This is a genomic window from Desulfosporosinus meridiei DSM 13257 (genome assembly GCF_000231385.2).
GTDB classification, from domain to species: Bacteria; Bacillota; Desulfitobacteriia; order Desulfitobacteriales; family Desulfitobacteriaceae; genus Desulfosporosinus; species Desulfosporosinus meridiei.
On record NC_018515.1, the window covers coordinates 3,341,942 to 3,366,814 of the forward strand.

Genomic DNA, 24,873 nt, shown 5'->3' on the forward strand with positions numbered 1-24,873 from the left:
ATAGTTGTATAGTTGTATATATGAATTAATATTCGCTCTTTTCGAACTATTACCTTTGGGCAATATGACAAAATTTAAGGTGTGGACTGTATATTTTGCACTTGATCTAGGACAAGGAGGTCTTTATGGAACAAAATTCCCTTCTTTCTCAACTTTCCTTGAGCTTAATCAAAACCCTTAGTAACGATTCCGGCCTACAAGCCCTGGTTGATCTAGGGTATAAAACTCTGGGCAACCCTTTTACTATCACCGACTTCAGTGTAAAACTACTAGCTACAACCGGCAATACAACGGTAACTGATGACCCTGTCTGGAACGAGCTTAAGATGAACAATAACTTTATTTTCCAGACCTACTCATACTATGTAAAAAGTAGTTTGTTTAGCGAAATTGCGAGCAATGAAGTTCCTTTTTACTGGTCAGATCCCTACTGCAAATACCCCAGGCTGATCGGAAAGATACGTATCAACAACAGGGATTTTGCTAATATGGTGGTATGCGCCCATAACAGAGATTTTGAAGAAAGGGATAAGGAAGTCGTTGCCTTGCTTTGCGATGCATTTTCAATTGAATTGCAAAAAGCTAAATATAATGATGTCTCACAGGGACTGACTCATCAGAGCTTTTTGCAGGATTTACTGGATAGTAAGTTCGAAGACGAAGGAATAATTCTTGAACGGATAAAAGTTTTAGGCTTAAAGTTCAAAAGCAAGCTGTTCATTATAAGCGTTGATATACAAAATCTTGATAAATCAAGGTCAACCCTGCCTTATATAAGGGATGAAGTTGAACATAAATTATCTTATGCTAAAGCGGTAGTCTATAGGCAAAACATAATAATACTGGCCAGTTTTGACAATGAAAGGCATTTTAAAGAAATAGAACTAAAACCTTTAAAAGAATTTATTAAGACTAATAATCTGCTGGCAGGCATCAGTCGGCCATTTTCAAAATTTACGGAGGTTAAAGCTCACCACTTTGAGTCACTCGAAGCGATAAAATTAGGAAATACCGTAAATAGTGAACAACAATTCTACCAATATGAAGATTATATTATTTTTGATTTTATAACCAACTATTCCCATGGGGAAAAGGCGAAGAGGTTGATTCACCGTTCTTTGTTAAGATTGATTAAATATGATAGGGAAAACGGAACAGATTATGTGTTAACCTTTTATACTTATCTCTGTAATTTCAAAAACATCAAAGACTCAGCCAATAGTTTAAAAATCCATCGCAACACTATGTTTCATAGGGTTGCAAAAATCCAAGATCTTTTGGATGTAGATTTGAATGATGGTGATGTATTATTTCAACTTTATCTTTCCTATAAAATTTTAGAATTTTTTAAAATTGATTTGCCTTAGGTCTATTTCTGTGATTCTTGGCACGCTATTCATTACCATAATGCTTTGTGGCGATTGGAAGTCCTTTGGCTTGTAAACGCATTTCTATAACCTCTTTAATAATAGAGTAGATAAGGACAAAGAGCGGCACACCAATGATCAGACCGATAAACCCGAAGAATTTGCCACCTAAAAGAATCGCAAAGAGAATCCAGAATGAAGAGATTCCCAGAGAATCTCCAAGAATTTTAGGTCCAATGACATTGCCATCCAGTTGTTGCAGGATAAAAATAATAATCATGAACCAAAAAGCCATAGTCGGCGACTCGAAGAAGATGATGATTACCGAGGGAATAGCCCCGATAAATGGACCAAAAAAAGGAATGATATTAGTTACTGTGATAATAAATGAAACCAGCAACGTATAGGGCATATCCACGATGGTCAGGACGATAAAGGCTATCAATCCGATAATCAAAGAGTCAACGATTTTTCCACCCAGGAAACGACTGAAGATTTTTTGTGTGCGTTTCGAAAGCTCAATAATTTTATCTGCAGTTTTAACATTGAAAACACCATAATTGACTTTTTTAGCCACACTGATAAACCGTTCTTTTTCTGCCAGCATATAAATTGAGATGATGATACCGAGAAATACGTTCCAAAGGGAGAGGGCCGTGCTTCGAAGGAAATAAAGCACCATGGGAACTAGATCCCGGGCGTTCTCACTAATAAAAATCGCCAGCTCATCCAAGCGCTTATTGATAAAAACGACGACATCCGGCGGAAGAAGAATATCGTCAGAAATAGTTTCGATATATTCTGCCGCAGATCGCACATAGTCTGGGATGTTGCGAACAAGCCCTATGACACTAGCCATAAGCTGCGGAAAAATAAAGGCTAGGAAGAGATAGACAAAAAATCCTGAAATCAGATAAGCTAGGAGAAGAGAAAGCATATGGAACTGAGATTTTTTGATTCTTTTCATTGCCGGAATTTTCCCTAAAAGCTTTATGATGAAATTTAAAAGGAAATTCACCAGATAAGCAATTATGAACCCATAAATAAAGGGATAGAGCGCGGAATAATAACCTGCCAATATTCGATTGAAGTATTCCAGTCCTGACATTGTAAGAAAGAACAGTATACTTGACGCAATGACAATGAAGCTATACATAGCAATCGTAGTGTATTGCCGATTCCAGTCGATTTTCATTGTAACCTCCACACCCATCTCTTTTAGAAGCTATTTTTGCTTTCTTATAATAAGCTTATCTTAATGTACCTCATCAATATATCATTGACAATGACTACCTTGGTATAACCTTTTCCACTTAGAATCAAGTGGGTTTCAATTGGTTAATTAAACACAAAAAAATGCAATCTGCGTATAATAACAGCATGCGTATTTATAAATCAACTCTAAGGAGGCTCCTATGCATTTCCATTACCTTACAGAACTTATACAGTTGTCCCATGAAATCGAACAACTTGGCATACCGAATTCACGTAGTGCTAGTGATGAGGCTGGATTCATTGATACAAAAGCTAAAGTATTAGAAATACTAAGAGTATTATATGGTGAAAAATCCAGAGAATTTCGTGTTGTTAAACTAACCTATTCACCGGCTACTGTTGTCAAAGTTGTAAACTATATTATTAGCAGGTCTGACAGAATCTCGCCTCAAACTAAGGCTGTTAACATGTAATATCTAAAACGCCCTTGGGATTTCAAACCTTCCCAAGGGTGTTTTAGTGTCTTCTTATTCTTTTTCGCTTGTTTAATCACTCTTTTTATCCCAAAACTAATAATCTTTCAAGACATCGGACCATAGTGTTGGGTCTTCTATGCCTAATTTCCAAATGGCTACACCACCCAGTTGATTTTTCTTAGCAATATTTAGTTTTGCGGATAGGCTGCGAGTATTCTCTAAATAGATTTCAGAGCGTATCCCAGCCTTTGTAAATGTAAAATGCGGAACCTGTTGAGTTTCATCATAATGGATCTGAACGTTATTTTTCTTAGCCAACTCAATGGCTTTTGCATAGGTCAAATAGGTCGGATTTGTCGGACTGTCCGATACCCAGTTGCTGGCATACACTGCTAAACCCATAACTATTTTTTCTTCAGGTATCTTCCCTTTTGCAAAATTAATTACTCTATTTACCCAACCCAGAGATGCTATTGGCCCTTGAGTTGTACCCACCCCATGCTCTTCATAGGTCATCAAGACTACTTGATCTGCAGCCTTACCAATTTCAGCATAGTCAAATGCACCAGACCACAAATCTTTCAAATCATCTTGGTATTTTGCAGCTATGGAAACATTGAGGATTTTATTTTTGGCTTTTAACGCAATCTTCAATTCTTTCATGAAAGCGGAGTAATTGTTGCGGTCTTCAGCAGGGATTTTTTCAATGTCAATGGCGATGCCATCCCAATTTTCTTCGGTTGTTAGTGTCACAAGATTATTTATAAAATCTGTACGAACTGTATTATTTGCTAATACCCGATGAGCCAATGGTGAGTCAAACCCTTTTTCATCCAGATTGTGGACTAGGGCATAAGCTTTTGCTCCACCCTTCTGGGCAGTTTCCTTCAGGCTTAAATCAACATTGCCGGCACGCTTAAGTTTTCCCGATCCATCAAAGGAGTACCAAAAAAATGCGACTTCATCGAGGTCTTTAATATTTCTTGTCAGCGATTCCTTTGATTCTTTTCCTGCATCCGTGTAAAACCCTAAGACTACACGCTTGCCAGGGCTTAGAACATTTTCCTGAGAAGCTTCTGCTTCCGGAAGCTCGGTCTGGTGACCTGTCTGAGGCGGAGACAGCAACTGTGGGGAATTCTTAATACCTGAACAACCGCTGAGCACCATTGCTGAGATTGTAATAGATGCAATAATAGTAGCCAGATTTCGCTTCATATTTAGACTCCTTCGTCATCTTCAATTATCTGACTATTATATTGCCCTTCTAAATCAGCTGTATGTAATATAAATTAATATCGATGGATTATTATCCTAAGAAGTCTATTATAACCATGATCAATCGGCCTCTACTTCCAAAGCTAAGTAACTTACACATTCATCAGTGCAATCAAGCGGATCCATTTACAAGCATCTACTACCTTATACTTTCCATTCGTAAGAGCTTAACTATAAAATTCTTTTTTCACCCTGAATCTCTTGAATCCCCTGAATATCCTGGGAAACCTCGATAGTTCCGGCGTAATTGCCCTGGTCATCACGCAGGGCGAAATACTGGATATAAACGTACTTATCTCCTAAATGCAGCCAGAACTTAGCATTATCGTTTTTACCGCTTCGGAAATCTTCCAAAATTTCTTCCACGATATGAACACTATCTGGCGGGTGGCAGTTTTGAACTTGACGCCCAATGATCGCCTTACTGCGTTGGAAAATACGTTCTTTGCCAAATGTAAAATACTTTACTCTGTCTTGTTCATCCACAAAGGTAATGTCCACGGGTAAGTTATTCAGAAGAAGGTTTAATTGTTTCTGAGTAAGTACCCCTGTCTCAAAGGATATCTCTGCCTCAGAACCGCCGAGCGCTCCGCCCCCTATGTAGGGTTGTTTCAATGAGCCTGCTCCCTCTGGGGATTCAACTGGTTTCCAGCCAACATCTGGATTAACCAGATACCCTATCTCCGCACTTTGCTCCGCGATCTCTGCCCATTCAACATCCGTTAACGTGTCTAGGCACATGGGGAACATAATATTTTCTTCTTTGTAAATCATATCTGTGATCATTTTTAAAGCCGGACGAGCAGTTCTTTCGATAATCTGCTTTACCTCTTGATTGTTTGGCTGGTGATCCTGCAAAAACTTACTGACTTCTTTTAGAAGGGCACGAATATCATCATGAATTGCCCACATTACTTTTGGAGGAGCGTTTACACCATGTTTCTCAAGGTAAGCGAACAAGATATTTTCTTTGCGGCTATAGTGTTTCTCGATTTCGCATAATCGTTCATGAAGTTGCTGCCATTCAACTAAATCATGTTTTGCAGGTGTCTTTTCACTTGGGCTTAAAAGTTCAAAAAGCTTACTAAGTTCGGCGACTATCTTTTCGATCTCTCTATTTTCCTTTTTAAAGGTATGAACGGGATGCCCGCCTTTTACCTCTTCCACAACTTGGTTATTTAAACCTTCCTCGAAGACCGCTGCATGGACATCACACAAAGATTTGATCTCCGTCTCGTGTAATCCCTCTTGGATTAATTCTTGTTCCAATTGGGCTATTTCTGTAGCCCCTACATCCCTCAGCAAATCTTTAAATCTTTCTCGTAATTCTGCTGGATCTTCTTGACGATGAATATCTCGAATAATTTCTTTAAGCTGCTCCCTGCGTTCCTTACGATCTTTTGACGGATCATCTTCACTAACCACGCAGAAGCCCTTGGCTTCTAACTTGCGTTTTGCCTCTTCTAATGATATACCGTGACGTTTCAGACCTTCTGCAACGGGTAATTTTCGCCCGACAGTTTTTCTAAGAATTGAGTTCGTCGCTCCCTCTAAGCCCATTTCATGAAGAATCGGGATCAACTCGGGATAATCCTCGGTTAGATCATATAAGGACCGAGTTAAGTCTAGGACTGGTTGAGTCATAGTTGTTCACCCTTTCAGATCTATTAAGTTGTTAAAGCTGAATGCAGTCTTTTCTATAGCATTATTTGCAAATATCTCAAAATTACTCAATCCCCTCTTTAACCACCCTCTATCGAAAGGAACCAAAACTATGTGAGTACTCTTGTTATCCGTCACTCACGACAGGATATGCAGCAGCGGAAAGCTGGCAAGGAGCAATATCTCAAAGAGCAGCAGCCTCCTCTCTGATTGTTGGGTTCTAAAACTAAAATATTCTCGCGTTATGGAATCTAAAATATTGATTTGATTGGCTAGAACAACATAGCGTTTATTAACTTCGAAGTACTCACTGAGCCTGTCAAATATCTGCCTTGCTTCTATAGTTTTATTAAATTCCGAAGGTCGATCTAGAAGCCTTACGCTTTCTATGCTCCTGTACTTAAACCGGATACTCTTGGTAAGGGTTGAAATCACCTTTTTAGTATTTGCCCTTAGATAACCTTTATTTAGATGACTTATGAAATGACCCGCGGCATCCAGCACCTCCGAAAGCTCGGTTTCAATGTTGTAAAGCTCGACGGACTTTGCTAGGACACCCGCCACTATATCATCCACGAGGGACTGATAATGAAAGTTTAGCTCACTTTCTGGCCACAGGTTTATGAAATTATCTCTGGAGCCAGGGATCTCATGGGTTTCATTAAACTTATGTAACAATTCATAATCAATATCAACATACAAGGTTCTCAAATACTCAAGAACAATCGAGATCTCATCTTGATTACAATTTAGAAAGGTCATACAGCCGTATCTATATATGTAGACTGATTTGTTGGCTGAAGCATATTTTAAGATTTTTTCTACTTCTGCCTCATCAAGTTTAATATATTCCTTCCAGCTCACATCCTTCTCTAGATTAATAAAGGATGCTATCCGCAGGAGCGGTAGCCTTACTGCTACTTTATAAGTATTGAATACTATTCTTTCCATATTACACCCGTCTGCTTTACCTTATTAAATCAAATAGCATAAGTACAACTTCAATAACAATCAACAGCACAATTACCCACTCCACGAACAATCCGCGTATGGAATGGCTTATCGTTCCAAACCCGTCAATGATGCTTTTCAATATCTCAGTCTTACTTTTGATCACTTCGTACCGGTCGTTCAGCTCAAAAAACTCTGCCATCTTTTCGTAGAACTCTGCAGCATCACTGTTAATCCAGGTAATGTCTGGCTTATCAAGAATCATAATATAGGCAATAGTATTGTATTCATGTCTGACAATCCTTGAAGTTGTCTTAGCCAGCTCTTTGTGCCCAATATTAAGTTTTCCCTTTTCCAGGTTATCTATCTTACTTTCCAGATCATCCAGAATTTTACCCAACTGTTCTTCAATCTTTTCCAGGGCAACAGATTTAGCAATCACGATTGAAATCAACTCCGGGTAAAACAACTCCATATTGGGAATCTGAACAAAGCGATCGGTAAACTCAATCTCTTCACCCGCAACCGGATGAAGTACATAGACGTCTTGAAACCTATCATAACGCCCTATATCTACATCCGGTTTTATTGTTTTTAGATAGCCCATCAATATCTCGATATGCTGTTGAGTCGAGTTAATAAAAACAATACTCCCAAAAGAAAAAACTAAGATCTTTTCATCTTTACCTGGTTCCTCTCCCAGGATACCTTTTAGCACCTGGTCTTGGAGCAGAAGAGGCTCCTCCCAGGTATATTTTTTTCGAATATTACATTCCACGGCAATTTTGTTTAGATCGATTTCATTGGTTACTGCAAAGGCTTTAAAGTTCAAGTCATTCATAGAATTCCCTTAGCTTTCTGTTTGATATTAGGAGACAATTAGTTGATATTTGTAGTATATACAGTAAGAGCTTTTTTTTACTCGGAACATTTAGGCCCTATGTAGAATCTCCTTTTTGCTACCAATGAAGCACCAATTATGGTAGTATTATACGTACTCGAAAACACACCAACTAACTAAGGGTATCTAATTAATAGCAGAATCAATGGTTGCGACCACTAGAACAGAGGTAATATGATGAAAAGCGTTTTAAACAAGGAACTCCAGGGAAGCGGGAGAATTTCTCCTCTTCTTTCAAGAGGACAATTTACGGCCAATTTGGCGATGCTTGCGGTAATAATAGTTTGGGGAATTTCCTATGTTAGTATTAAAGTAGCGGTTGTTGAAATCCCCCCCATAACAATGGCACTTATCCGTTTTGCGATGGCTTCCTTGATGCTCTGGATTATCATTCGGAGGGTTGAACCCCAGGCGAAGCTACATAAATCCGATCTGCCTAAAATGGTTTTAGGCGGAATTTTTGGCATCACCCTTTATTTCATCTTTGAGAACATCGGAGTCAAATTTTCTACAGCAACAAATGCTTCACTGATTGTCTCTGTTGTTCCAGTTATTACAATTGTATTAGATGTACTGTTTTTTAAAGGCAGATTATCGTTTCTGAAACTACTGGGAGTTATAATAGCTGTCGGGGGCTCTTACCTGGCTGTTACAGGCAATGGCAGCGTTGAACTGAATTCCAGCCATTTTCTTGGCAATCTATTAATGATTAGTGCAATGCTATCCTGGGCATTTTTCACTTTGGTTAATAAGTCCCTGCAAGGAAAATATTCCGGTTTATTTTTGACGACTTACCAAACTATCTTTGGAACCTTATTTTTTATTCCTTTGTCACTTTTAGAGTATAAAGAATGGAAACCCTTTTCTCTTACCGCTTTAAGTAATCTTTTGTTTCTGGCAGTTTTCTGCTCCGTTGTCGGCTATTTATTATACATATATGCCCTAAAACGTTTGGACGTGGCTCTAACCACAATCTATTTAAATCTGATCCCTGTTGTTGGAGTGCTCAGCGGTTACCTCTTTTTGAAGGAAAGCGTTCTGCCCATCCAGCTTATCGGTGGCTTAATAACTCTTTTTGCCATAGTCATTATCAATTTTGAATTGCTAACCATGAGAAGACTTCCTTCTCAGTAGCGCATTCTCTTCTAATTCATTTGGTTTAATCTCCTTCGTGCAGAAAGCGATAGTGCCAAAAAATCAAAATCTATTCAGCTAATTAGGACATGTTAAAGCTAGGCTAGGTTCAGAGGTTACTTCTGAGCCAGCCTAGCTTAATTAATTTATCTCTGCCCTTCTCTCGGAAAAAGGGTTTAACCCCTTTGCAGGTTCTTGGTTTTCTGTCTAGCTTGAAGATTACTCGACTTTGGAAATATGACTTACAATAGCCTCCTTGTTCATTCCCACATAAGCACAACTTGGGTCATTTCCACATTTTCTGCAAACCAAATCATAAGCAGAGTTTAGTGTGTGACATTTTGGACAGGAATAATGCTCACTCATTTCTCTAGCCCATTGTTCATACCCCACATCTCTGATTCTTTGGTGTGATTGCCATAAATCAAGTCTATGGGGTTTGAGAGCTTGGAAGGTTTTAATTTCTTTACAGGGAAATTCTTCACATTCACCACAAAACTCGATGGCTCTCTAATTCCTCCGACATCAAAGCTCACCTCTACCAACTGACAGTTCTTGCTTTTTATTATTATACATGAGGGTATCAATGTGATTAAAAAAATCATCAGATTTCATTTTAGAATTGTAATCATAGATATCATATCCCATTGAAAAGCTTAGCTTATAAGGCTTTATGCTGCTCTCATTGAACTCTTCAATATTACTACTTATTCTGTTAACTGCCTGCTTTAGCAACTCCCTATTATTGATGTCCATGATAACAACAAATTCGTCTCCGCCAAACCTTGCAACAAAATCGTTTAGACGCAGACTTTTTCTTAGTATCCCAACTGTATCTTTTAATGCTTCATCTCCGGTTTCATGACCAAACTTGTCATTGATTGATTTGAAATCATTTAAATCAATCAAGATAGCGGAGAATGATTTTCCGTCGGAACTATTTCTAATTTTCCCATTGATATATCCATCCAGCTGTCTTCGATTATAAACTCCAGTGAGATAATCAGTATTTAATCCTCGATCTTGGATGTTAAAATATATAATTAGAAGAGACAACATCATGCCTGTCCAATTATATGTTACTCCATAACAGAGCATCTGAATCGAAGTTCCAATGGTTTGAGGAATAAAAAACAACAGAAGTGAATAATAATGACGTTTTTCAATCAAGCTCCGATTTATAAGGACATAAAAAAAAGAATAGACTAACAACAAATAACAATAAACAACATGAACCCAAAAATACTCTCCTCGATGATAGATATTTCCTGTATCAACAATGAAAAACCAGCCTGTGAAAAGACTCATTACCGATATCATAGCGTTGATAACTATAAAAGCCACCAACACACGGGTTGCCTTAAATATTCGCTTTTCATCCCTAAATATATGAAAATTGGAATATATCACCCACAGCGAGGGGGCTACCGGCACTAAAATATAGAGCAATAGATTAAATCCAGTATTGGATATTAGGTTCAGAGTACCCGGTAGTCCATTGAAAACCCAAGCCAAGATGTCGACAATAATTAAAACCATATTGGCCTGTATCATGTAAATGAATAGCCTATAGTGCATAAATACCTTTTCTGAACGATTGTATACATTGATATATATCAATACTAAAATGATAAATGAAATAATGCTGGAATCCAATGTTTTTAATGTTACCATTAAACACCTCACACTCTCACTCTCAGGTGTAAAAAATCGGCTTAATTGGGTATTATTAAAAAGTCCTTATCTGCTATATTATATGTGAAGTACTATAGACCTTCAAGCCATAAGTCCACACAGGGTTAAAGCTAAATAATTTTAAACACCTTCTTTTACGTATCTTTCGTGGTTACGATTCGTTCAATGTCAAAATCTGAAATTATTAACCATAACTTTTTTAAGTTCGCTCACCATTAAATAAATAAATACCGAATGCAACGGAACCGGAATGCTACTTCCAACTGAAGTAAAAGAACTCTTGGAATATATCCTTTCTTAATGAATTAGCAGAATAATATCCGATTATGATTAGAGAATCGATGAGTCTCGAAGTTTTCATTTCCCTTTAAATATAGATGCTATATTCATCGCCGTTTGATATCGGAAACAGCAAAAGTTTATAGCATGTAAGTAACTTCTATTTAATTAGAATATTACAAAAATCCGATTGTTAGCCAAATACAATAAAGCAGAGCTAAACAACGAATAAGGGGGTGCTCCATGGAGGAAACGATTATAAATGCTGTTGTAAAGGCGCAAGCAAAAGCTATACTGGCCACTATTATTCGTACTGAGGGCTCTACACCACGTGATTTAGGTACGCAAATGTTGGTTATGGACACCAGCCAAACAATTGGTACTATTGGAGGAGGAACTGCGGAAAAGCTTATCACCAACAGAGCCTTAGCACTCTTAACATCCAACGAAGAAATTTACGCTGAAATTTTTCACCAAGCCATAAATCCGGAGTCCCACACTGATAAGTTTTCAGTTTGTGGGGCTACTATCGATGTTTTATTAGAGCCCATCCAAGATAAGAATTTCTGGCAATTCCTTCAGGATCTTCTGAAAAGGGGAAAAGATTCAGTGTTGGTGACTTCTCTGGTTCCGCCTTATTCCAGGAGTATCTTTGATACAAATGGCAATCTTCTCTTGGGGCAACCTCAAAACGAGTTTGTGCTCTCAGCAATAAAAAGGCAAGAAATCATCTCCGGCAAATCAGCTGAAGTGATTGGAAACAGTGAAGAGTATCGCTGGTTCGTGGATCCAGTCAAAAAAACAGAGCGCTTATTAATCTTAGGGGCTGGCCACATGGCCAGAGAAGTTGCTTTTTATGCCAAGGCACTGGATTTCCAAGTGTCGGTTATTGACGATCGTCCGACATTTGCCCTGCCGGAGTTGTTCTCCTGTGCCCATTCAGTTATCTGCAGTGATTTTGCTGACGGGATCAAGAAGTATGAACCGAACAGGGATACGTATGTTGTCATTGCTACGAGAAGTCATCCTACGGATGGGGAATGCCTCAAGGAGGTTCTCAACTTTCCGACTAAATATGTTGGTATGCTGGGCAGTACAAAAAAGATCGCCGCCATTGTAAACTTCTTGCGAGAGAGAGGGTATTCTTCTCAAGCTCTGGCAAGTTTAAAGGCGCCGATCGGTTTAGATATAAATGCTCAAACCCCATCCGAAATTGCCATAAGTATTCTGGCAGAGATCATTTCTGTTAAACGATCTCTCTCTTCCCCACAATAAGGATCTGAACCTTTTCTCTCAAAAAAATCTAAAGGGTGCTATCCCCTGTATTTTTTAGCTAATCCTTTTAGGAAATTTCTGGCGTATTTATCCCCACACTCTTTGTAATTCTTATGACCTTCCTTTCGTAAGAGTGCGCCTAATTCTCCTTTGGTTACGATGACTCCGGTTTCTTTTAAGATGTCGATCATGTCTTCACTGGTAAGTGATAGGGCAATTTTCAATTTCTTAAGCAACATGTTATTAGGATTGTCATTATTTTTCAGCCCCGGCCGTGACCTTTGATCTGGTTTAGGCTCTTGCTTTCCTCTTTTATAGATAATAAAACCATTCAAGAATGACTCTAGCGTACTGTTTCTGCATTTTATGTTTTCTTCCTCATCTTCTATGTCGTTAGGTTCGTCAACTTCGTTATAGTAACGATAAACATCTTTTGATTTTATGAGCAGCTTTCTCACTGTTTCTTCATCCAGTTCCACTCCACCAAGCTTAAATATCTCTACCATTTCCTTGTCCCTAAAATTTAGAGCATATCTTAATCTAATTAAGATATCATTATTGTCCATTGCTAAAATCCTCCTAAGTTTTTTCCAACCTTCATTATAGCATGAGACAAAAACAACACCTATCCCATGAAGGTACCCACTTTAGTGGAACGGGTGCTTGGAAAAGAGCACCTACTTTTTAAGCAAAGCGGAGAAGCTCTTACCAACTTCAGGCTTCTCAGTAAGATTAAAGCCTATACTACGGGTTAAATTTAGACAATCATTAAAATCTTTTTCCTTAACATGTCCTTTAGGTTCAGCAATTAGAAGCTTGCCGCCCGGTTTTAACGCTTTATGTATTTCCAGCAAAAGCCTATCTTTATCGGGAACCTCATGAACCATAGCAAAAGCTAAGGCAAAATCTATTGTACCAGTAAGATCATCAATGTTCAGTGATTTACTTAAACAAAGCCTTGTTTCTATATTGTTTGTCAAACTTGCCTTCATAGCTCTTCTGTTCAGAGCCGTTAACATTTTTTCTTGAAGATCAATTGCTAGAACACGCCCTTTATCGCCAACTAGTTTTGCCATAGGCAAACTGAAGTAACCCATTCCACATCCTATGTCTAGAACCGACATCCCTTTATTGACATGACTCTTTAGTACTTTTTCAGGGCTATGAATAATACTCCTTACAGGATTAAGTAAAAAATAACCTAACCACCATGGGCAAACACTGTTACTCATACATAAGATCTCCTCTCATATTTAAGCTTCTAATCTCGGAAAAGTCCCTATTAATTACTAACCAACCGTCCGGTTAATAAGCCACTTCAATATTCCTCTTGAAGCAAGGGGTGTTGAAGAAATTAAAGCCAAGCCCGAAAAGTCATTGTCAGCTTTAAAGCTTAGGAGCTAAATGAGTCTGACGAAAGGACTCTAAACCCTCACATGTCAAGAGAACTATTTTTTTCTTCCCTCACACCAAGCAATGGATAAGTTACGGGACTGGAGTTCATCAAAAGCCAATTCACTCCTTCAGGATAATTGCATATTATGTATTCTCATATTAGTTCCTATTCCAGCCGAGATGGCATTTCACTTAATTTCGAACCGTTGATGAAGGAGAGTAGATATGAGAAGAATCAAGGAGTTTATTTACACCTTTGCTTTTAAGAGAGCTTTAGGTTATGCCGAGAAAAATAGACTAAAAGATATGAATATGATTCTAAATTTATTTAGTAGAATTGCTCGTGATGAAGATTTTAAAACGGCCATAAGATATTTACAAACCTATGCAGTGGATTCTGCCAGTAGTTTTAATAAGCTATTTGACGCTGTATTTACCCAGCTTACTCCTAATGTTCGCAATAAGTTCCTGACAAACTTTTTTATCAAAGCAACTTTGCTTGGACGAGAAAAGGCACTGAAAACTGCTAAATTACATGATTGTAATATTCCTTGGACAATTTTGATGGATCCAACCTCGTCATGTAATCTAAAATGCATAGGATGTTGGGCCAGTGAATATGATCAGCATCATTCATTATCCTTTGATGAACTAGACAATATCATTGAGCAAGGGAAAAAGCTAGGCATCTTTATGTATCTCTACTCTGGCGGAGAACCCTTAATCAGAAAAAATGATTTGATTGCCTTAGCGGAAAAACATCAAGACTGTGCTTTTTTAGCCTTTACTAATGGTACCTTGGTAGATGAGGATTTTGCTCAGGAATTAGTCCGAGTTGGTAATTTTGTACTGGCTTTCAGTATTGAAGGGATCGGAGAAGCCACGGATCAGCGCCGAGGGATTGGAACCTATGACAAAGTTATTAAGTCCATGGATTTATTGAAAGAGGCAGGTGCAGGGTTTGGTTATTCCTCCTGCTACCATCGCCAAAACACGGATACGGTAGCTTCTGATGAATTTGTAGACCTGATGATTGAAAAAGGCTGTCTTTTTGCATGGTACTTCACCTATGTTCCCGTGGGAAAAAATGCTGCTCTGGATTTAATTGCCCTGCCGGAGCAACGAGAGTATATGTATCATAGGATTCGAGAAATCAGAAATACTAAACCTATATTTGCCTTGGATTTTTGGAATGACGGAGAATATGTTGAAGGGTGTATTGCAGGCGGACGTAACTATTTTCATATTAATGCCCATGGAGATATCGAACCTTGCGCTTTCATTCATTATTCTGATACCAACATCCGTGTCAACAGTATATTAGAGGCCTTAAAATCCCCCCTATTTGCCCAATATCGTAAAAATCAGCCCTTTAATCAGAACCATTTGCGCCCTTGTCCTCTTATGGACAATCCGGATAAATTAAGAATGATGGTCAATAAATCCGGAGCTCATTCCACTCAAGTTCTGGACTTGGAAAGTGTAGAGGAATTGACGAAAAAACTTCAGGATGTTTCATCCGCTTGGGGAGAAGTTGCCGATAAGATTTGGGAGCAAGCTCAGACTTCTAAGAAAGCAGAGGACTGATCCAGTTAACCCTACTATTAGGCCAACCCTCAAATTCGAATTTAAAACCATTGACGATTTCGTCTTAAATTCCACTAAATAAGCCTCCTCCTGCAGCTGTTTAAAGTCTACAGAAGGAGGCCTATTCTTTTAAAGTTGGTGTTCTACCTAAGCAAAGAATCAATTTTCTCTTTTATCTTTTCAGCTTCCTGAACAAAGCTTTCGCTTAGATCAAAGAGGTTTTTGCCACGAAAGTCAGCTTCTACAACAACTGGATCATAGGGAAAATGCCCTAAAATCGGCAGAAAGTTAATCTCTTGTTCAAGCTCAGCCAATTGCCCTTGATGCACTTTGTTAACGACGGCGTAAACATTTTGAACTCCTAGGTCATTGGCAAGTTTTACTACTGCCTGAGCCGTCTCAATACTGCGTCGTCCTGGTTCCACCACAACAATAAAGGCATCCACACCCCTGGCTGTCCCCCGTCCAAAATGCTCAAGTCCTGCTTCCATATCTAAAATCGCAATTTCATTTCTTTCCAGGACAATATGATCCAAGAGACTCTTTAAGAGAGTATTTTCCGGGCAGGCACAGCCGGTTCCTCCTTGGGTAATTGACCCCATCCGCAAAAGTTTAATTCCCCGATATTTTGCAACATAGGTATCCGGAATGTCCTCCACCTGGGGATTAAGGCTGTAAATCGCTCCAATCGTTCCCGGTTCTGCTCCGGTACGTTCTTTGATAAGTTTTCGCTCTTCAGAAATAGGGGTTAGCTTTGCCAACATTTCTGGAGGAAAGCCTAAAGCCGTTCCCAAATTGGCATCCGGGTCAGCATCTACCGCCAGAACTCTCTGCCCATCTCGAGCGTATAGATAGCATAGTAGTGACGACAACGTCGTTTTACCCACTCCACCTTTACCGGAAATGGCAATCTTAAGGCTTTTTTCTCGCATATACTCACCCCGTTATGAATAGTAGGCTCCCACTACTAAATGTGAGAAGGGAGAGCCCCGTTAGTCTGTTTTGTCAATTGTTAATGAGTTCATCAACTCTGAAACTCCCTCTTTATGGAGTGGGTGTTCCTTATTCTGCGGCACTTTCTGTGGTTTCCGGACAGACAAGTCCTAAAGCCTTACGTTTCTGAATAATACGAGCAATCATTGTTTGGGCGGCCTGAATGGGATCTGCTTCGTAAATTAGTTTTCCCCCGAAAAGCTCATCGGTAGTCACAGGGAACTCGCCTTTATTTGCGGTGAGAGCTTGCTCCACCAGCGGTGAACCGGTGATAGGGGCATTAACCCCGATGTGAACATCCACTCCCTGAGCAATAAAGAAGGTACCAATGGATAAGGCTTTAGGACTATGATTTTCAGGACTGGAGCCTGCCACGGGTAATTCTCTCACAGCCACGCCCAATCTATCAGCAAGGGCAACCAGCAAATCATCAATCCTGGAATTATCCACACAACTTCCCATGTGCAGAGCAGGAGGCAAGGCCGGTAAACCGTTTGCTTGCCCAATAGCTGTCAGCACATTGGCTAGTTTTGCTCCGCAATACTCTAAGCCAGCAGGTGACAATAAGCCATTTTTCCCTAAGGAGTGAGCTGAACATCCGGTAGCAACGATTAATACATTATTCTTCATTAGTTCTTTGGCCACTTCCGTATTAGCCCAGTCTTGTTTCACTTTAGGATTTGTGCATCCTACAATAGCAACCACACCTAAGATGTCGCCTTTGGCAATGGCTTCGATCAGTGGGAGTAGGGGGTCTTCCCTATTTAACGCAGCCAAAAGCTCAACAATCTGCTCAACAGAAAAACCTGCATAGGCTTCTACTGTACCCCCTGGAATCTGAACTTTAGCTTGGTCTCTCTCCGGATAGTGGGCCAGAGCACGGCGGACAATCTCCTCTCCCATTTTATCCGCCTCCTCCGGGGTCCAATCTATATGGCTTGCTCCTTCGATCTTAATATTTGGCAAGGTGGAAATTAGTTCTGTGTGATAGCAATCTGCTACTTGAGCCAGACCAGGCATGATACATTGAGCATCTACCACCATGGCTTCTAGAGCACCGGTAATAATCGCTAATTCCTGACTGGCATAGTTTGTGGCTACGGAAACTCCTTGACGCATTAAAAGTTCATTGGCACTGCAACAAATCCCTACAATGTTAATTCCTTTAGCCCCTAAGGCTTTGGCCTCATTATTTAATTTTCGGCTCCACTCCAGAACTTTTTCAGAGACCATGGGAATATGACCGTGAACGGCAATATTGACATAATCTTCTTTTATAACGCCCATTCTGTATTGGGTTTTCACAAGCCGTGGAGTACCAAACAAAATATCTTGGAGATCCGTAGAAAGATGCAGTCCATCATAGCCTTCAACTAATCCCATTTTCATAATCCCCAGCAAAAGACTAACGGGATCGCTCTCACAGCCCATAGCTGTTTTATTGATGGCATTGGCTATTTCCAGGTGAGCGTTGGAGGGCAGGATATTCAGTTTTTTCCAGGTTTCAATAGATTTGTCTTGGGCTCGAAGACGCAGCCAGTTTGAAACGCCGGATTGTTGCTGGAAATCTTGTAAAGCAATTAAAGCAACCTCTTGAGCTAATTTATCTATCTCTACCCCATCGACTGTTAATCCTAGCTTCTTAGCAATACTAATAAGTTTTTCTTTACCCTTAATTTCATAAGGAGCTTTCCCTTCGGCGGTTTCCAAAAGAGTATGGAGAATCTCTCGGGCATGTTCTACGTGGGGAGTGGTGCCTTCTACAATCAGGGACAGTAAATTACGCGCTACAATCTGGTCTGCTGTAGCCCCGCAAACTCCTCGTTTCACACCTTTATTCCCATTAAAGGTCACACGACAGGGCCCTTGCAGACAACGGCGGCAGCAAACACCTGTTAGGCCAAATTTACAATGAGGTTCTTGCTCCTTCGCCCTTTGAAAAGCTGTTTCAATATTTTCCTGTTCTGCTTTCCCTAATAATTCCTGTACCCCAGTATCGATTGTAAGATCAGTAATTAATACTTGTCTTGACATCTTATCCTCTCCTTGTCGAAAAAGTTTCTCTTCTCTGACAATATCTTAGGTCATCACAAATAAAAAAACCATCAAATATCTGACGGTTTTCATACTCTTTCGACAATATTAATTTAATCTGTTCTTCCTCCCAATTCTTGTAACTTAAGCATATCCAGTAAGAACACGGTCTTGCGGTTTCGTCTGATAACTCCATCCCTTTCCCAGCGGTTCAAGAGCATGGAAGCAGTCTGCCGCGAACTCCCAACGGCCAAGGCAAGGTCCTCTACCGATAAACCCAGATTAATAAACGTACCCTCATGTCCAACAACTCCCTTTTCCTTGGCCGCATCCAGTAAAAAGCGAGCAAGTCGTTTATCGATATCAAGGAAGGCCAGATTTTCAATAATCCGAAGTGTATTCCCTAAGCTATCTCCTAAAGCCTTAACCATACTGATGAGTATGGTAGGGTTATTAAGCATAAAAAGATGAAAAGCCTGAGCATTTATTGCCAAAATCTTGGTAGCTTCTCTCGCTTCAGCGAAGGTCTTTGAATGACTGCTATAAATATCACCTTGTTCCAAAAAAGAGATGGTGAACTCTTTTCCATCCGGATAGGCCAGGTAAATACGGACTTTACCTTCCAGCACGATCATGATGAAATTATCTTTGCTGTCTGGTTCAAAAATGCGTTTATTCTTCTTAAAATCTCTTTCCTGAGCATTGCCTTGAAGAATTTCTAATTGGTCATCGCTTAAAGCTCTTAAAAGCGGAATTTCCCTCAGTTCATTTAAATCCATGATTGACAGAACTCCTAGCATGTTTAATTACCCAAGTAGTACATGCAATCAGTATATCACACAGGATATAGGCTTCACCAACCCAAGTCCTGATGTACATTCCCAGCATTGAACAGACATAGTAAATATCCGCTAGTTGATGTGCACATCAGCCAGCGGAAAACAGACTTGTTCATTTTTCTTATCAATAAATTGATATCATAAAGAACAAAACTACATTTTAAAGAACTTCTTCCCTAATGTTTTCCATCAATCCTGCAGGCTGCGGCTTGATCATAGGTATCCTCAGAAAGGATATCCGGATACTGCTTCTGATGTCTTCTTAGCCAAATATTGGCATAGGAACAGGTCGCTGTAGCTTTAAATTCTTCTTTCCTAAAATACTCAGCCACTACTTCCATCATCTGCCCAGCAACCCCCTGACCTCTTAAAACTGGATTCACATAGGTATGATCTATATTCACCTCACCATTTTCTTTAACAATATAAGTGGTCTCACAGAGCAATTCCCCATTTTCATCAGTGCTATAAATCCGTCCCTTTTCATAGTTCCAATTCATGTCGTTCCTCCTATTTTTACAACTTAGTTGATGGTTTTCATCTCTTTAAATACTATCTTAACCAAAGAAAGCAATAAAATAAAGCCCCTTCGAGTAGGGTCCTATCTAGTAATGCTAATTTATAATGAACTCGAAATAAAGTATACTTTAAGGTGAAAAAGCTTGAGCAATTAAATTGACTATCAATGCTAGTCAAATACAGCCGAATAATCAAATATAACAAAACACCGATAATCGAAAGATTGGCTTAGGTGAACGAATGAACAGAAAAGAATTCTCCGATAAAGTTTATGAGATTGTCAAGGATATCCCCTCCGGCCAGGTTGCCACCTACGGAATGATTGCCCTGTTATCGGGTTACCCACTGCGCTCGAGATTAGTTGGGCAGGCCCTGCATCATGTTCCTGATTTCCTTAGCATCCCCTGCCATCGAGTTGTAAACCACCAAGGTCGTTTAGCTCCCGGATGGACAGATCAACAACAACTCCTGTCCAATGAGGGTATCCACTTAAAGGAAAACGGGTGCGTGGATTTGAAAAAGTATTTGTGGGACATTGAACTTTACAAACTAAAGTGCTAATTAGCTTACCATTAAAGAGCAAAGCAATCATCCTATAAATCTAGAAATGTTCCACCCCAAAGTACCTTTCGAACCAGTTCCAGATAATCACCGTCATAAGAAAAATCCTTTTTGGCGATTAAAATGGCCATTCCATGTACCAAACCCCAACAGGACAAGGCCATGGCATTTGGGTCAACACTTTCACCTTCCCCACTTTGAATCTCCGCTTGGCAGCGTTCAATGGCTTGATAAAAAGTATTGAAAGGTTGCTCCCCATTCAGCAAGGTTTCGTGATTCATCTTTTTAAGATTATTTGCAAAGTCGCTTAGGAAAAACAGCCGTAAGTATTCCGGATTTTCCACAAAGAACTTAACATAGGCATAACCCATTTCTTTAAGCTGGCTCTTATTGTCCTTCGGATGTTTATTTACAGCTTCCTCTAGACGCTGGTTGAATTTAAGATGGGCTTCGATAGCAATTGCCAGGATAAGATCGTCTTTACTATCAAAATGCCTATAGGGTGCCGTGTGGCTTACACTGCAGGCTTTTGCCACTTTGCGCAAGGAAAAGTTTTCGTATCCTTCTTCATCTAACAGCTTCAAGCCGTTTCTAATCAAATCTGCCTTTAAATTTTCATGATGGTAATTTTCGTTTGACACTCGACCATACTTCCTCTCAACAAGCATAAATATATTATACCACAAGTTTATAAAATGTTTACACCGCAAACATTCCGTGCTATTATTATGTTGACACCGTAAACATAATTCGATAAGGAGTGAATTGAATGATAGCCTTGTTGATTTCAGATCAGGAGTATCTGACCAAAACCTATCAAGATCTGAAAGATTTGATAGGCAAGTTCCTGAAACAAAAGGGATATGAGATAGAGATGACGGAACTAAGGGAGAAAGATCTAACCTTTTGTAGGGGTTGCTTTGGCTGCTGGATCAAAAAGCCAGGGGAATGTATTATCAACGACGGGATGGCCCTGATCAACCGCAGGGTTATGAACAGCGACGCAGTTATTTATCTCAGTCCGATCATCTTTGGACAGTTCAGCTCAACTATCAAAAATGTCATAGATAGAGGCTTGCCCAATATGCTGCCATTTTTCGAAAAGCGACCTGATGGCTCTACAATGCATCCCCCCCGGTATGATACCTACCCCAGTCAGATTATCATCGGTTATGGAGATGATATTTCAGATGAGGATAAACAACTTTTCATCGATATCACCAAAAAACATCGGAGAAGTATTGAAGTCCTGATCTATCAAGAACCAAAGGAGAAGACCATTGAGGCCTTAAATAAACTGGAACTTGGAAGGGTAGGTGGACTACTGTGAAAAATGTTGTTTTAGTCAGCGCCAGCCCTAAGATAAATGAACAATCCGTCTCTAAGCAATTCTTAGAAATGTTGGGAAGCCAAATAAATTCTGAGCTATTTAGTAAAACATTTATTGATGTCAGGAAAAGCTTTTCAAGTCATAACCTTACAGAAGATTTTGAAACTCTTGCCAAAGCCGATGCCATAATCATTTCATTTCCTCTTTACTATTTTTCCTTGCCAGGCATGTTAACACGATTTTTAATTGATTACCATAATTATTACACGGCCAGCGGGGACGTTAAAAAAACGGTCAAAGTATATGCTATGGTTAATTGTGGGTTTCCCGAACCAGAAATAAACCTAGAGGCTGTCAGAGTTATCAAGAGTTTTAGTCAACACCTGAGCGCCGAGTTCCGGTTCGGCGTTCTCATCGGCGGAGGTTCCATGATGGTTGCGGCCAAAGATGCACCCTTTATGAAAAAAGCCAGCCAAAAACTCAACTCTGCTTTTACCTCCATAGCAGCAGATATTCAAGCTGAGAATTCAACACCGATGGATTCGATTTATATTGGAGTTAATTATCCTTTATTAAGACGCATTTACTATTTCATGGGTGGCAGAGGCTGGATTACAATGGCCCGAAAAAACGGCCTGAAGAAAAAGGATCTTTATAAGAAACCGTATCGGCTAAATTAATAACGACAGCTGATCTCTGCTATCCTTTGTTCCACTCCTCTAAATGAGTAGCAATGAATTCAATAATCTGGCTATTTTCCTCTTTCCCTAAACCATTGATGGACAATGGTTCGCCAAAAGCCATATGAATGGGTTGCTTACGATTGATGGGACCTAAATCCTTTAAGTATTTACCGTTTCCCCAAAAATCCGTTTTTATTGCAATGGGAACCACCTCAACCTTGGCTTTGCTGGCCAGCTTTACTCCCAGTGAATTAAATTCCTTCGGGACGAAATTTAGGGTTCTCGTGTTTTGTGGAAACACAACGATCGATATTCCATTGGCTAATAATTCTTGCCCCTTTTTCATCACAATTTGAAGATCAGCTCTGGAATTCTTCCTGCTTACGACAATTGGATTTTGGGCACTGATGATAGGGCCAAAGAAAGGATGTTCAACCAGGCTGTCCTTTACGACAAAGGTTACCTCCATAAGCGGAGCAATCAGACAGGGAAAAATCATTGTTTCAAGAGTGCTCATGTGGTTACTGATAAAAACAACAGGCCCTTTACACTTATGCAGATTATCAAGTCCTGTGATATGAAACCTCCCCCCACAGCCCTCTATCAACTTAAAAATATCATAGGAAGATAATATCCAGGCCTCTGTATCGTAGTGGCCCTTTACGGCAGCACTTCGGGATTTAAGAACAATCTTAAAGAAGTTAAGCATAAAAAAAAGACGTGTATTGATCAGTAATCTATCTAGCAGGAAACGCGGAGTATTCTCGGCAGTATGATATGAATCCAACATGAAAAAGTTTTTTTTCAAAGTCTAACCCTCCTGTTTTCTAGTAACGATACCTTTAAATCTTCCACATATCCGCTGAATTTTCCTGCTTCAACTCATTTTCAGTACTATTTCTTTCCTCAATATTATAACCATTTAATACACAGCCAAATAACCTAATATCATGTACCGTCAGGACTGGATAACAATAATAGAAGCTAAGATTGGCCGAAACGCGAAGCAACAAAAGTTGCCTCGCGTTATTTTTTCAAGCACGAATACCTTAGGTAGCCGAGTTAGATTTGATCTGATATACTTAAGTTGGGCAGTATCCTCAGAACTGCACCTTTTCAGGAAATCCATTTAATTATACTGCCTGTATCCGTTGCGGACCGGGACAGAGGGATAAAAACTTTTTTGTTTTAAAAGTTCCTTCTGATAGGGACTTTTTTACTGCTAAAATTGTTTTTGTCACCTCTCCTAAAAAAGGAGGAAAAAGAATGAAATCAACAAAAGACTTCTGGGTACAAAAAAGCGAGGGAAAGAAGATTGTAATGGTTACAGCCTACGATTATCCTTCGGCCAAGCAAGTTGAGCAAGCTCAGGCGGATGTGATTCTTGTGGGTGATTCTCTTGGCAATGTTGTGCTGGGCTATGACTCAACAATCTATGTAACAATGGAAGATATGCTTCATCACGCTAAAGCAGTCAAGCGTGGGGCTCCTAACACTTTCATAGTAGTAGATATGCCATTTATGAGCTATCACCTTTCTGTCAGAGATACACTAATAAACGGCGCAAGGCTTATTCAGGAAACAGGTGCTCATGCAGTGAAACTAGAAGGGGCTGATGATGTACTCCCTCATATACAGGCACTTGTAAAGGCAGGTATACCTGTTGTTGCCCATCTGGGGCTTACCCCGCAATCCGCCGCAGTTCTTGGTGGATTTAAAGTACAAGGCAAAGATGCTGAAGCCGCTAGAAAAATGCTAGCAGACGTAAAACTCTGCCAGGAAGCCGGAGCCTTTGCAATTGTTCTTGAATGTATTCCTCAACAACTTGCCAAGGAAATTTCAATGTCCTTAGCAATTCCTACTATCGGAATAGGAGCAGGTGTCCATACTGACGGACAAGTCCTGGTATACCATGACATTCTCACTTATGGAGTCAATCGAGTTCCAAAATTCGTTAAAGCATACACAAATGTAGATGAACAAATGACTAACGCCTTACGTGAGTATGTAAGCGAAGTGAGAAGTGAACTTTTCCCTAAAGACCAGCACAGTTTTACGATGAAAGAAGAAGAATTAAAGACTCTTTACGGAGGTAGAGAATAATATTCAACGCCTGTCATACTAACGCCGTTAAGAGCCAACGAATAGTCTATGATAGCCATTGCACTTTAAATTAAAACTATGGTATTGCATGCAAACTATTAAAAGCTGATTTCCTTTACAAGTATGGAATATCAGCTTTTATTTATACTATCTCTTCAACGAGCCATTCATTATCTCCGTATTTGATAAAAAACTGACCCTCCCGCTCGATCAGACTTTTACATAACTCAGCATAGGCAGGACGAGACAGTTTCGTATCACGCTGCCAGAACAGAGAGATGTAGGGGATATTGCTTTTCATGAGAATACTACCAAGGGGCATGGGAAATCTTCGGCCATCATAGAGTTGTATTATAAGTTGACCATCCTCCCCAGTTAACGATGGAACGAAAAAAGGCACATCCTCCACCCTCACAGGGTACAAATGACCCTGCCAGTCAATATGATATTCTTTATGACCATCATTTTTTAGATGGGAAGCAAATAGCTTAATGATTTCGTTATTGATCATAAGCACACCGTCAGCGTACCATAGCCCATCCTTATCAATAAAAAGTTCGGGGGCGCGAAAATTTTCCATGATTCATTCCTCCTTAAGA

At 39.6% G+C, this 24,873-nt stretch carries 24 protein-coding genes; 9 read left to right on the forward strand and 15 right to left on the reverse strand.

From position 1 onward, the window contains the following. Positions 1-125: 125 nt before the first annotated feature. Positions 126-1,367 (forward strand): PucR family transcriptional regulator, encoded by a 1,242-nt coding sequence (locus DESMER_RS15370; RefSeq protein ID WP_014903984.1) that lies wholly within the window; start codon positions 126-128, stop codon positions 1,365-1,367. A gap of 25 nt (positions 1,368-1,392) precedes the next feature. On the opposite strand, the gene DESMER_RS15375 is transcribed toward DESMER_RS15370, so the two are convergent. Continuing rightward, positions 1,393-2,562 (reverse strand): AI-2E family transporter, encoded by a 1,170-nt coding sequence (locus DESMER_RS15375; protein ID WP_014903985.1) that lies wholly within the window; start codon positions 2,560-2,562, stop codon positions 1,393-1,395. A gap of 220 nt (positions 2,563-2,782) precedes the next feature. On the opposite strand from DESMER_RS15375, the gene DESMER_RS15380 reads away from it, so the two are divergent. Beyond that, positions 2,783-3,055, forward strand: coding sequence for a hypothetical protein (locus DESMER_RS15380; protein ID WP_014903986.1), 273 nt, complete (start codon positions 2,783-2,785; stop codon positions 3,053-3,055). A gap of 96 nt (positions 3,056-3,151) precedes the next feature. On the opposite strand, the gene DESMER_RS15385 is transcribed toward DESMER_RS15380, so the two are convergent. The 4 genes from DESMER_RS15385 to DESMER_RS15400 all read right to left on the reverse strand — a co-directional run bounded on the left by DESMER_RS15385 (position 3,152) and on the right by DESMER_RS15400 (position 7,787). Next, on the reverse strand, positions 3,152-4,273 hold the full coding sequence (locus DESMER_RS15385) for a glycosyl hydrolase family 18 protein (RefSeq protein WP_014903987.1): 1,122 nt from the start codon (positions 4,271-4,273) through the stop codon (positions 3,152-3,154). Between the two features lie 231 nt (positions 4,274-4,504). After that, positions 4,505-5,977, reverse strand: a complete 1,473-nt coding sequence (locus DESMER_RS15390) for a DUF438 domain-containing protein (RefSeq protein ID WP_014903988.1) — start codon at positions 5,975-5,977, stop codon at positions 4,505-4,507. Between the two features lie 156 nt (positions 5,978-6,133). Continuing rightward, on the reverse strand, positions 6,134-6,946 hold the full coding sequence (locus DESMER_RS15395; protein WP_014903989.1) for an RMD1 family protein: 813 nt from the start codon (positions 6,944-6,946) through the stop codon (positions 6,134-6,136). A gap of 16 nt (positions 6,947-6,962) precedes the next feature. Next, positions 6,963-7,787, reverse strand: a complete 825-nt coding sequence (locus tag DESMER_RS15400; protein WP_014903990.1) for an RMD1 family protein — start codon at positions 7,785-7,787, stop codon at positions 6,963-6,965. A 234-nt stretch (positions 7,788-8,021) separates the two neighbouring features. Between DESMER_RS15400 and DESMER_RS15405 the strand changes: the two genes are divergently transcribed. Then, positions 8,022-8,981 carry a DMT family transporter gene (locus tag DESMER_RS15405; RefSeq protein ID WP_242830991.1) on the forward strand — a complete coding sequence of 320 codons (960 nt, stop codon included), beginning with the start codon at positions 8,022-8,024 and terminating at the stop codon, positions 8,979-8,981. Between the two features lie 525 nt (positions 8,982-9,506). Here DESMER_RS15405 and DESMER_RS15410 read toward each other — a convergent pair. Continuing rightward, positions 9,507-10,655, reverse strand: coding sequence for a GGDEF domain-containing protein (locus tag DESMER_RS15410; RefSeq protein ID WP_014903992.1), 1,149 nt, complete (start codon positions 10,653-10,655; stop codon positions 9,507-9,509). A 543-nt stretch (positions 10,656-11,198) separates the two neighbouring features. Here DESMER_RS15410 and DESMER_RS15415 point away from each other — a divergent pair. Continuing rightward, a complete protein-coding gene (locus DESMER_RS15415) occupies positions 11,199-12,230 on the forward strand; it encodes an XdhC family protein (protein ID WP_014903993.1) in 1,032 nt (343 codons plus the stop codon). Positions 12,231-12,268: 38 nt separating this feature from the next. Here the strand turns inward: DESMER_RS15415 and DESMER_RS15420 are convergent, their stop codons facing one another. Further along, complete coding sequence (locus DESMER_RS15420) at positions 12,269-12,796, reverse strand: YehS family protein (RefSeq protein WP_014903994.1); 528 nt, start codon at positions 12,794-12,796, stop codon at positions 12,269-12,271. A 111-nt stretch (positions 12,797-12,907) separates the two neighbouring features. After that, positions 12,908-13,462: a class I SAM-dependent methyltransferase gene (locus DESMER_RS15425; RefSeq protein ID WP_014903995.1), complete on the reverse strand. Its 555-nt coding sequence runs from the start codon at positions 13,460-13,462 to the stop codon at positions 12,908-12,910. A 388-nt stretch (positions 13,463-13,850) separates the two neighbouring features. Here DESMER_RS15425 and DESMER_RS15430 point away from each other — a divergent pair, with 388 nt between their 5' ends. Continuing rightward, positions 13,851-15,212, forward strand: a complete 1,362-nt coding sequence (locus tag DESMER_RS15430; RefSeq protein WP_014903996.1) for a radical SAM/SPASM domain-containing protein — start codon at positions 13,851-13,853, stop codon at positions 15,210-15,212. A 143-nt stretch (positions 15,213-15,355) separates the two neighbouring features. Here DESMER_RS15430 and DESMER_RS15435 read toward each other — a convergent pair whose 3' ends face one another. The 4 genes from DESMER_RS15435 to DESMER_RS15450 all read right to left on the reverse strand — a co-directional run bounded on the left by DESMER_RS15435 (position 15,356) and on the right by DESMER_RS15450 (position 19,578). After that, the gene (locus tag DESMER_RS15435; protein WP_014903997.1) at positions 15,356-16,144 is read right to left on the reverse strand and encodes an ATP-binding protein; all 789 of its coding nucleotides are present in this window, start codon (positions 16,142-16,144) and stop codon (positions 15,356-15,358) included. A gap of 130 nt (positions 16,145-16,274) precedes the next feature. Then, the gene (gene cooS, locus DESMER_RS15440; protein WP_014903998.1) at positions 16,275-18,239 is read right to left on the reverse strand and encodes an anaerobic carbon-monoxide dehydrogenase catalytic subunit; all 1,965 of its coding nucleotides are present in this window, start codon (positions 18,237-18,239) and stop codon (positions 16,275-16,277) included. Positions 18,240-18,352: 113 nt separating this feature from the next. After that, entirely contained in the window at positions 18,353-19,018 is a 666-nt protein-coding gene (locus DESMER_RS15445) for a Crp/Fnr family transcriptional regulator (RefSeq protein WP_014903999.1), read from the reverse strand. Between the two features lie 236 nt (positions 19,019-19,254). After that, entirely contained in the window at positions 19,255-19,578 is a 324-nt protein-coding gene (locus tag DESMER_RS15450) for a GNAT family N-acetyltransferase (RefSeq protein WP_014904000.1), read from the reverse strand. A gap of 259 nt (positions 19,579-19,837) precedes the next feature. Between DESMER_RS15450 and DESMER_RS15455 the strand changes: the two genes are divergently transcribed. Then, complete coding sequence (locus tag DESMER_RS15455; protein WP_014904001.1) at positions 19,838-20,158, forward strand: MGMT family protein; 321 nt, start codon at positions 19,838-19,840, stop codon at positions 20,156-20,158. A 32-nt stretch (positions 20,159-20,190) separates the two neighbouring features. Here the strand turns inward: DESMER_RS15455 and DESMER_RS15460 are convergent, their stop codons facing one another. Beyond that, complete coding sequence (locus DESMER_RS15460; protein ID WP_014904002.1) at positions 20,191-20,799, reverse strand: TetR/AcrR family transcriptional regulator; 609 nt, start codon at positions 20,797-20,799, stop codon at positions 20,191-20,193. A 128-nt stretch (positions 20,800-20,927) separates the two neighbouring features. Between DESMER_RS15460 and DESMER_RS15465 the strand changes: the two genes are divergently transcribed. After that, complete coding sequence (locus DESMER_RS15465) at positions 20,928-21,488, forward strand: flavodoxin family protein (protein ID WP_014904003.1); 561 nt, start codon at positions 20,928-20,930, stop codon at positions 21,486-21,488. Then, positions 21,485-22,168, forward strand: coding sequence for an NAD(P)H-dependent oxidoreductase (locus DESMER_RS15470; RefSeq protein WP_014904004.1), 684 nt, complete (start codon positions 21,485-21,487; stop codon positions 22,166-22,168). The genes DESMER_RS15465 and DESMER_RS15470 overlap by 4 nt, the downstream gene beginning before the upstream one ends. A gap of 19 nt (positions 22,169-22,187) precedes the next feature. Here DESMER_RS15470 and DESMER_RS15475 read toward each other — a convergent pair whose 3' ends face one another. Next, positions 22,188-22,979: a lysophospholipid acyltransferase family protein gene (locus DESMER_RS15475; protein ID WP_014904005.1), complete on the reverse strand. Its 792-nt coding sequence runs from the start codon at positions 22,977-22,979 to the stop codon at positions 22,188-22,190. Between the two features lie 458 nt (positions 22,980-23,437). Here DESMER_RS15475 and panB point away from each other — a divergent pair, with 458 nt between their 5' ends. Continuing rightward, entirely contained in the window at positions 23,438-24,274 is an 837-nt protein-coding gene (gene panB, locus DESMER_RS15480; protein ID WP_014904006.1) for a 3-methyl-2-oxobutanoate hydroxymethyltransferase, read from the forward strand. A gap of 142 nt (positions 24,275-24,416) precedes the next feature. Here the strand turns inward: panB and DESMER_RS15485 are convergent, their stop codons facing one another. Further along, complete coding sequence (locus DESMER_RS15485) at positions 24,417-24,854, reverse strand: DUF1285 domain-containing protein (RefSeq protein ID WP_014904007.1); 438 nt, start codon at positions 24,852-24,854, stop codon at positions 24,417-24,419. Between the last annotated feature and the right edge of the window lie 19 nt (positions 24,855-24,873).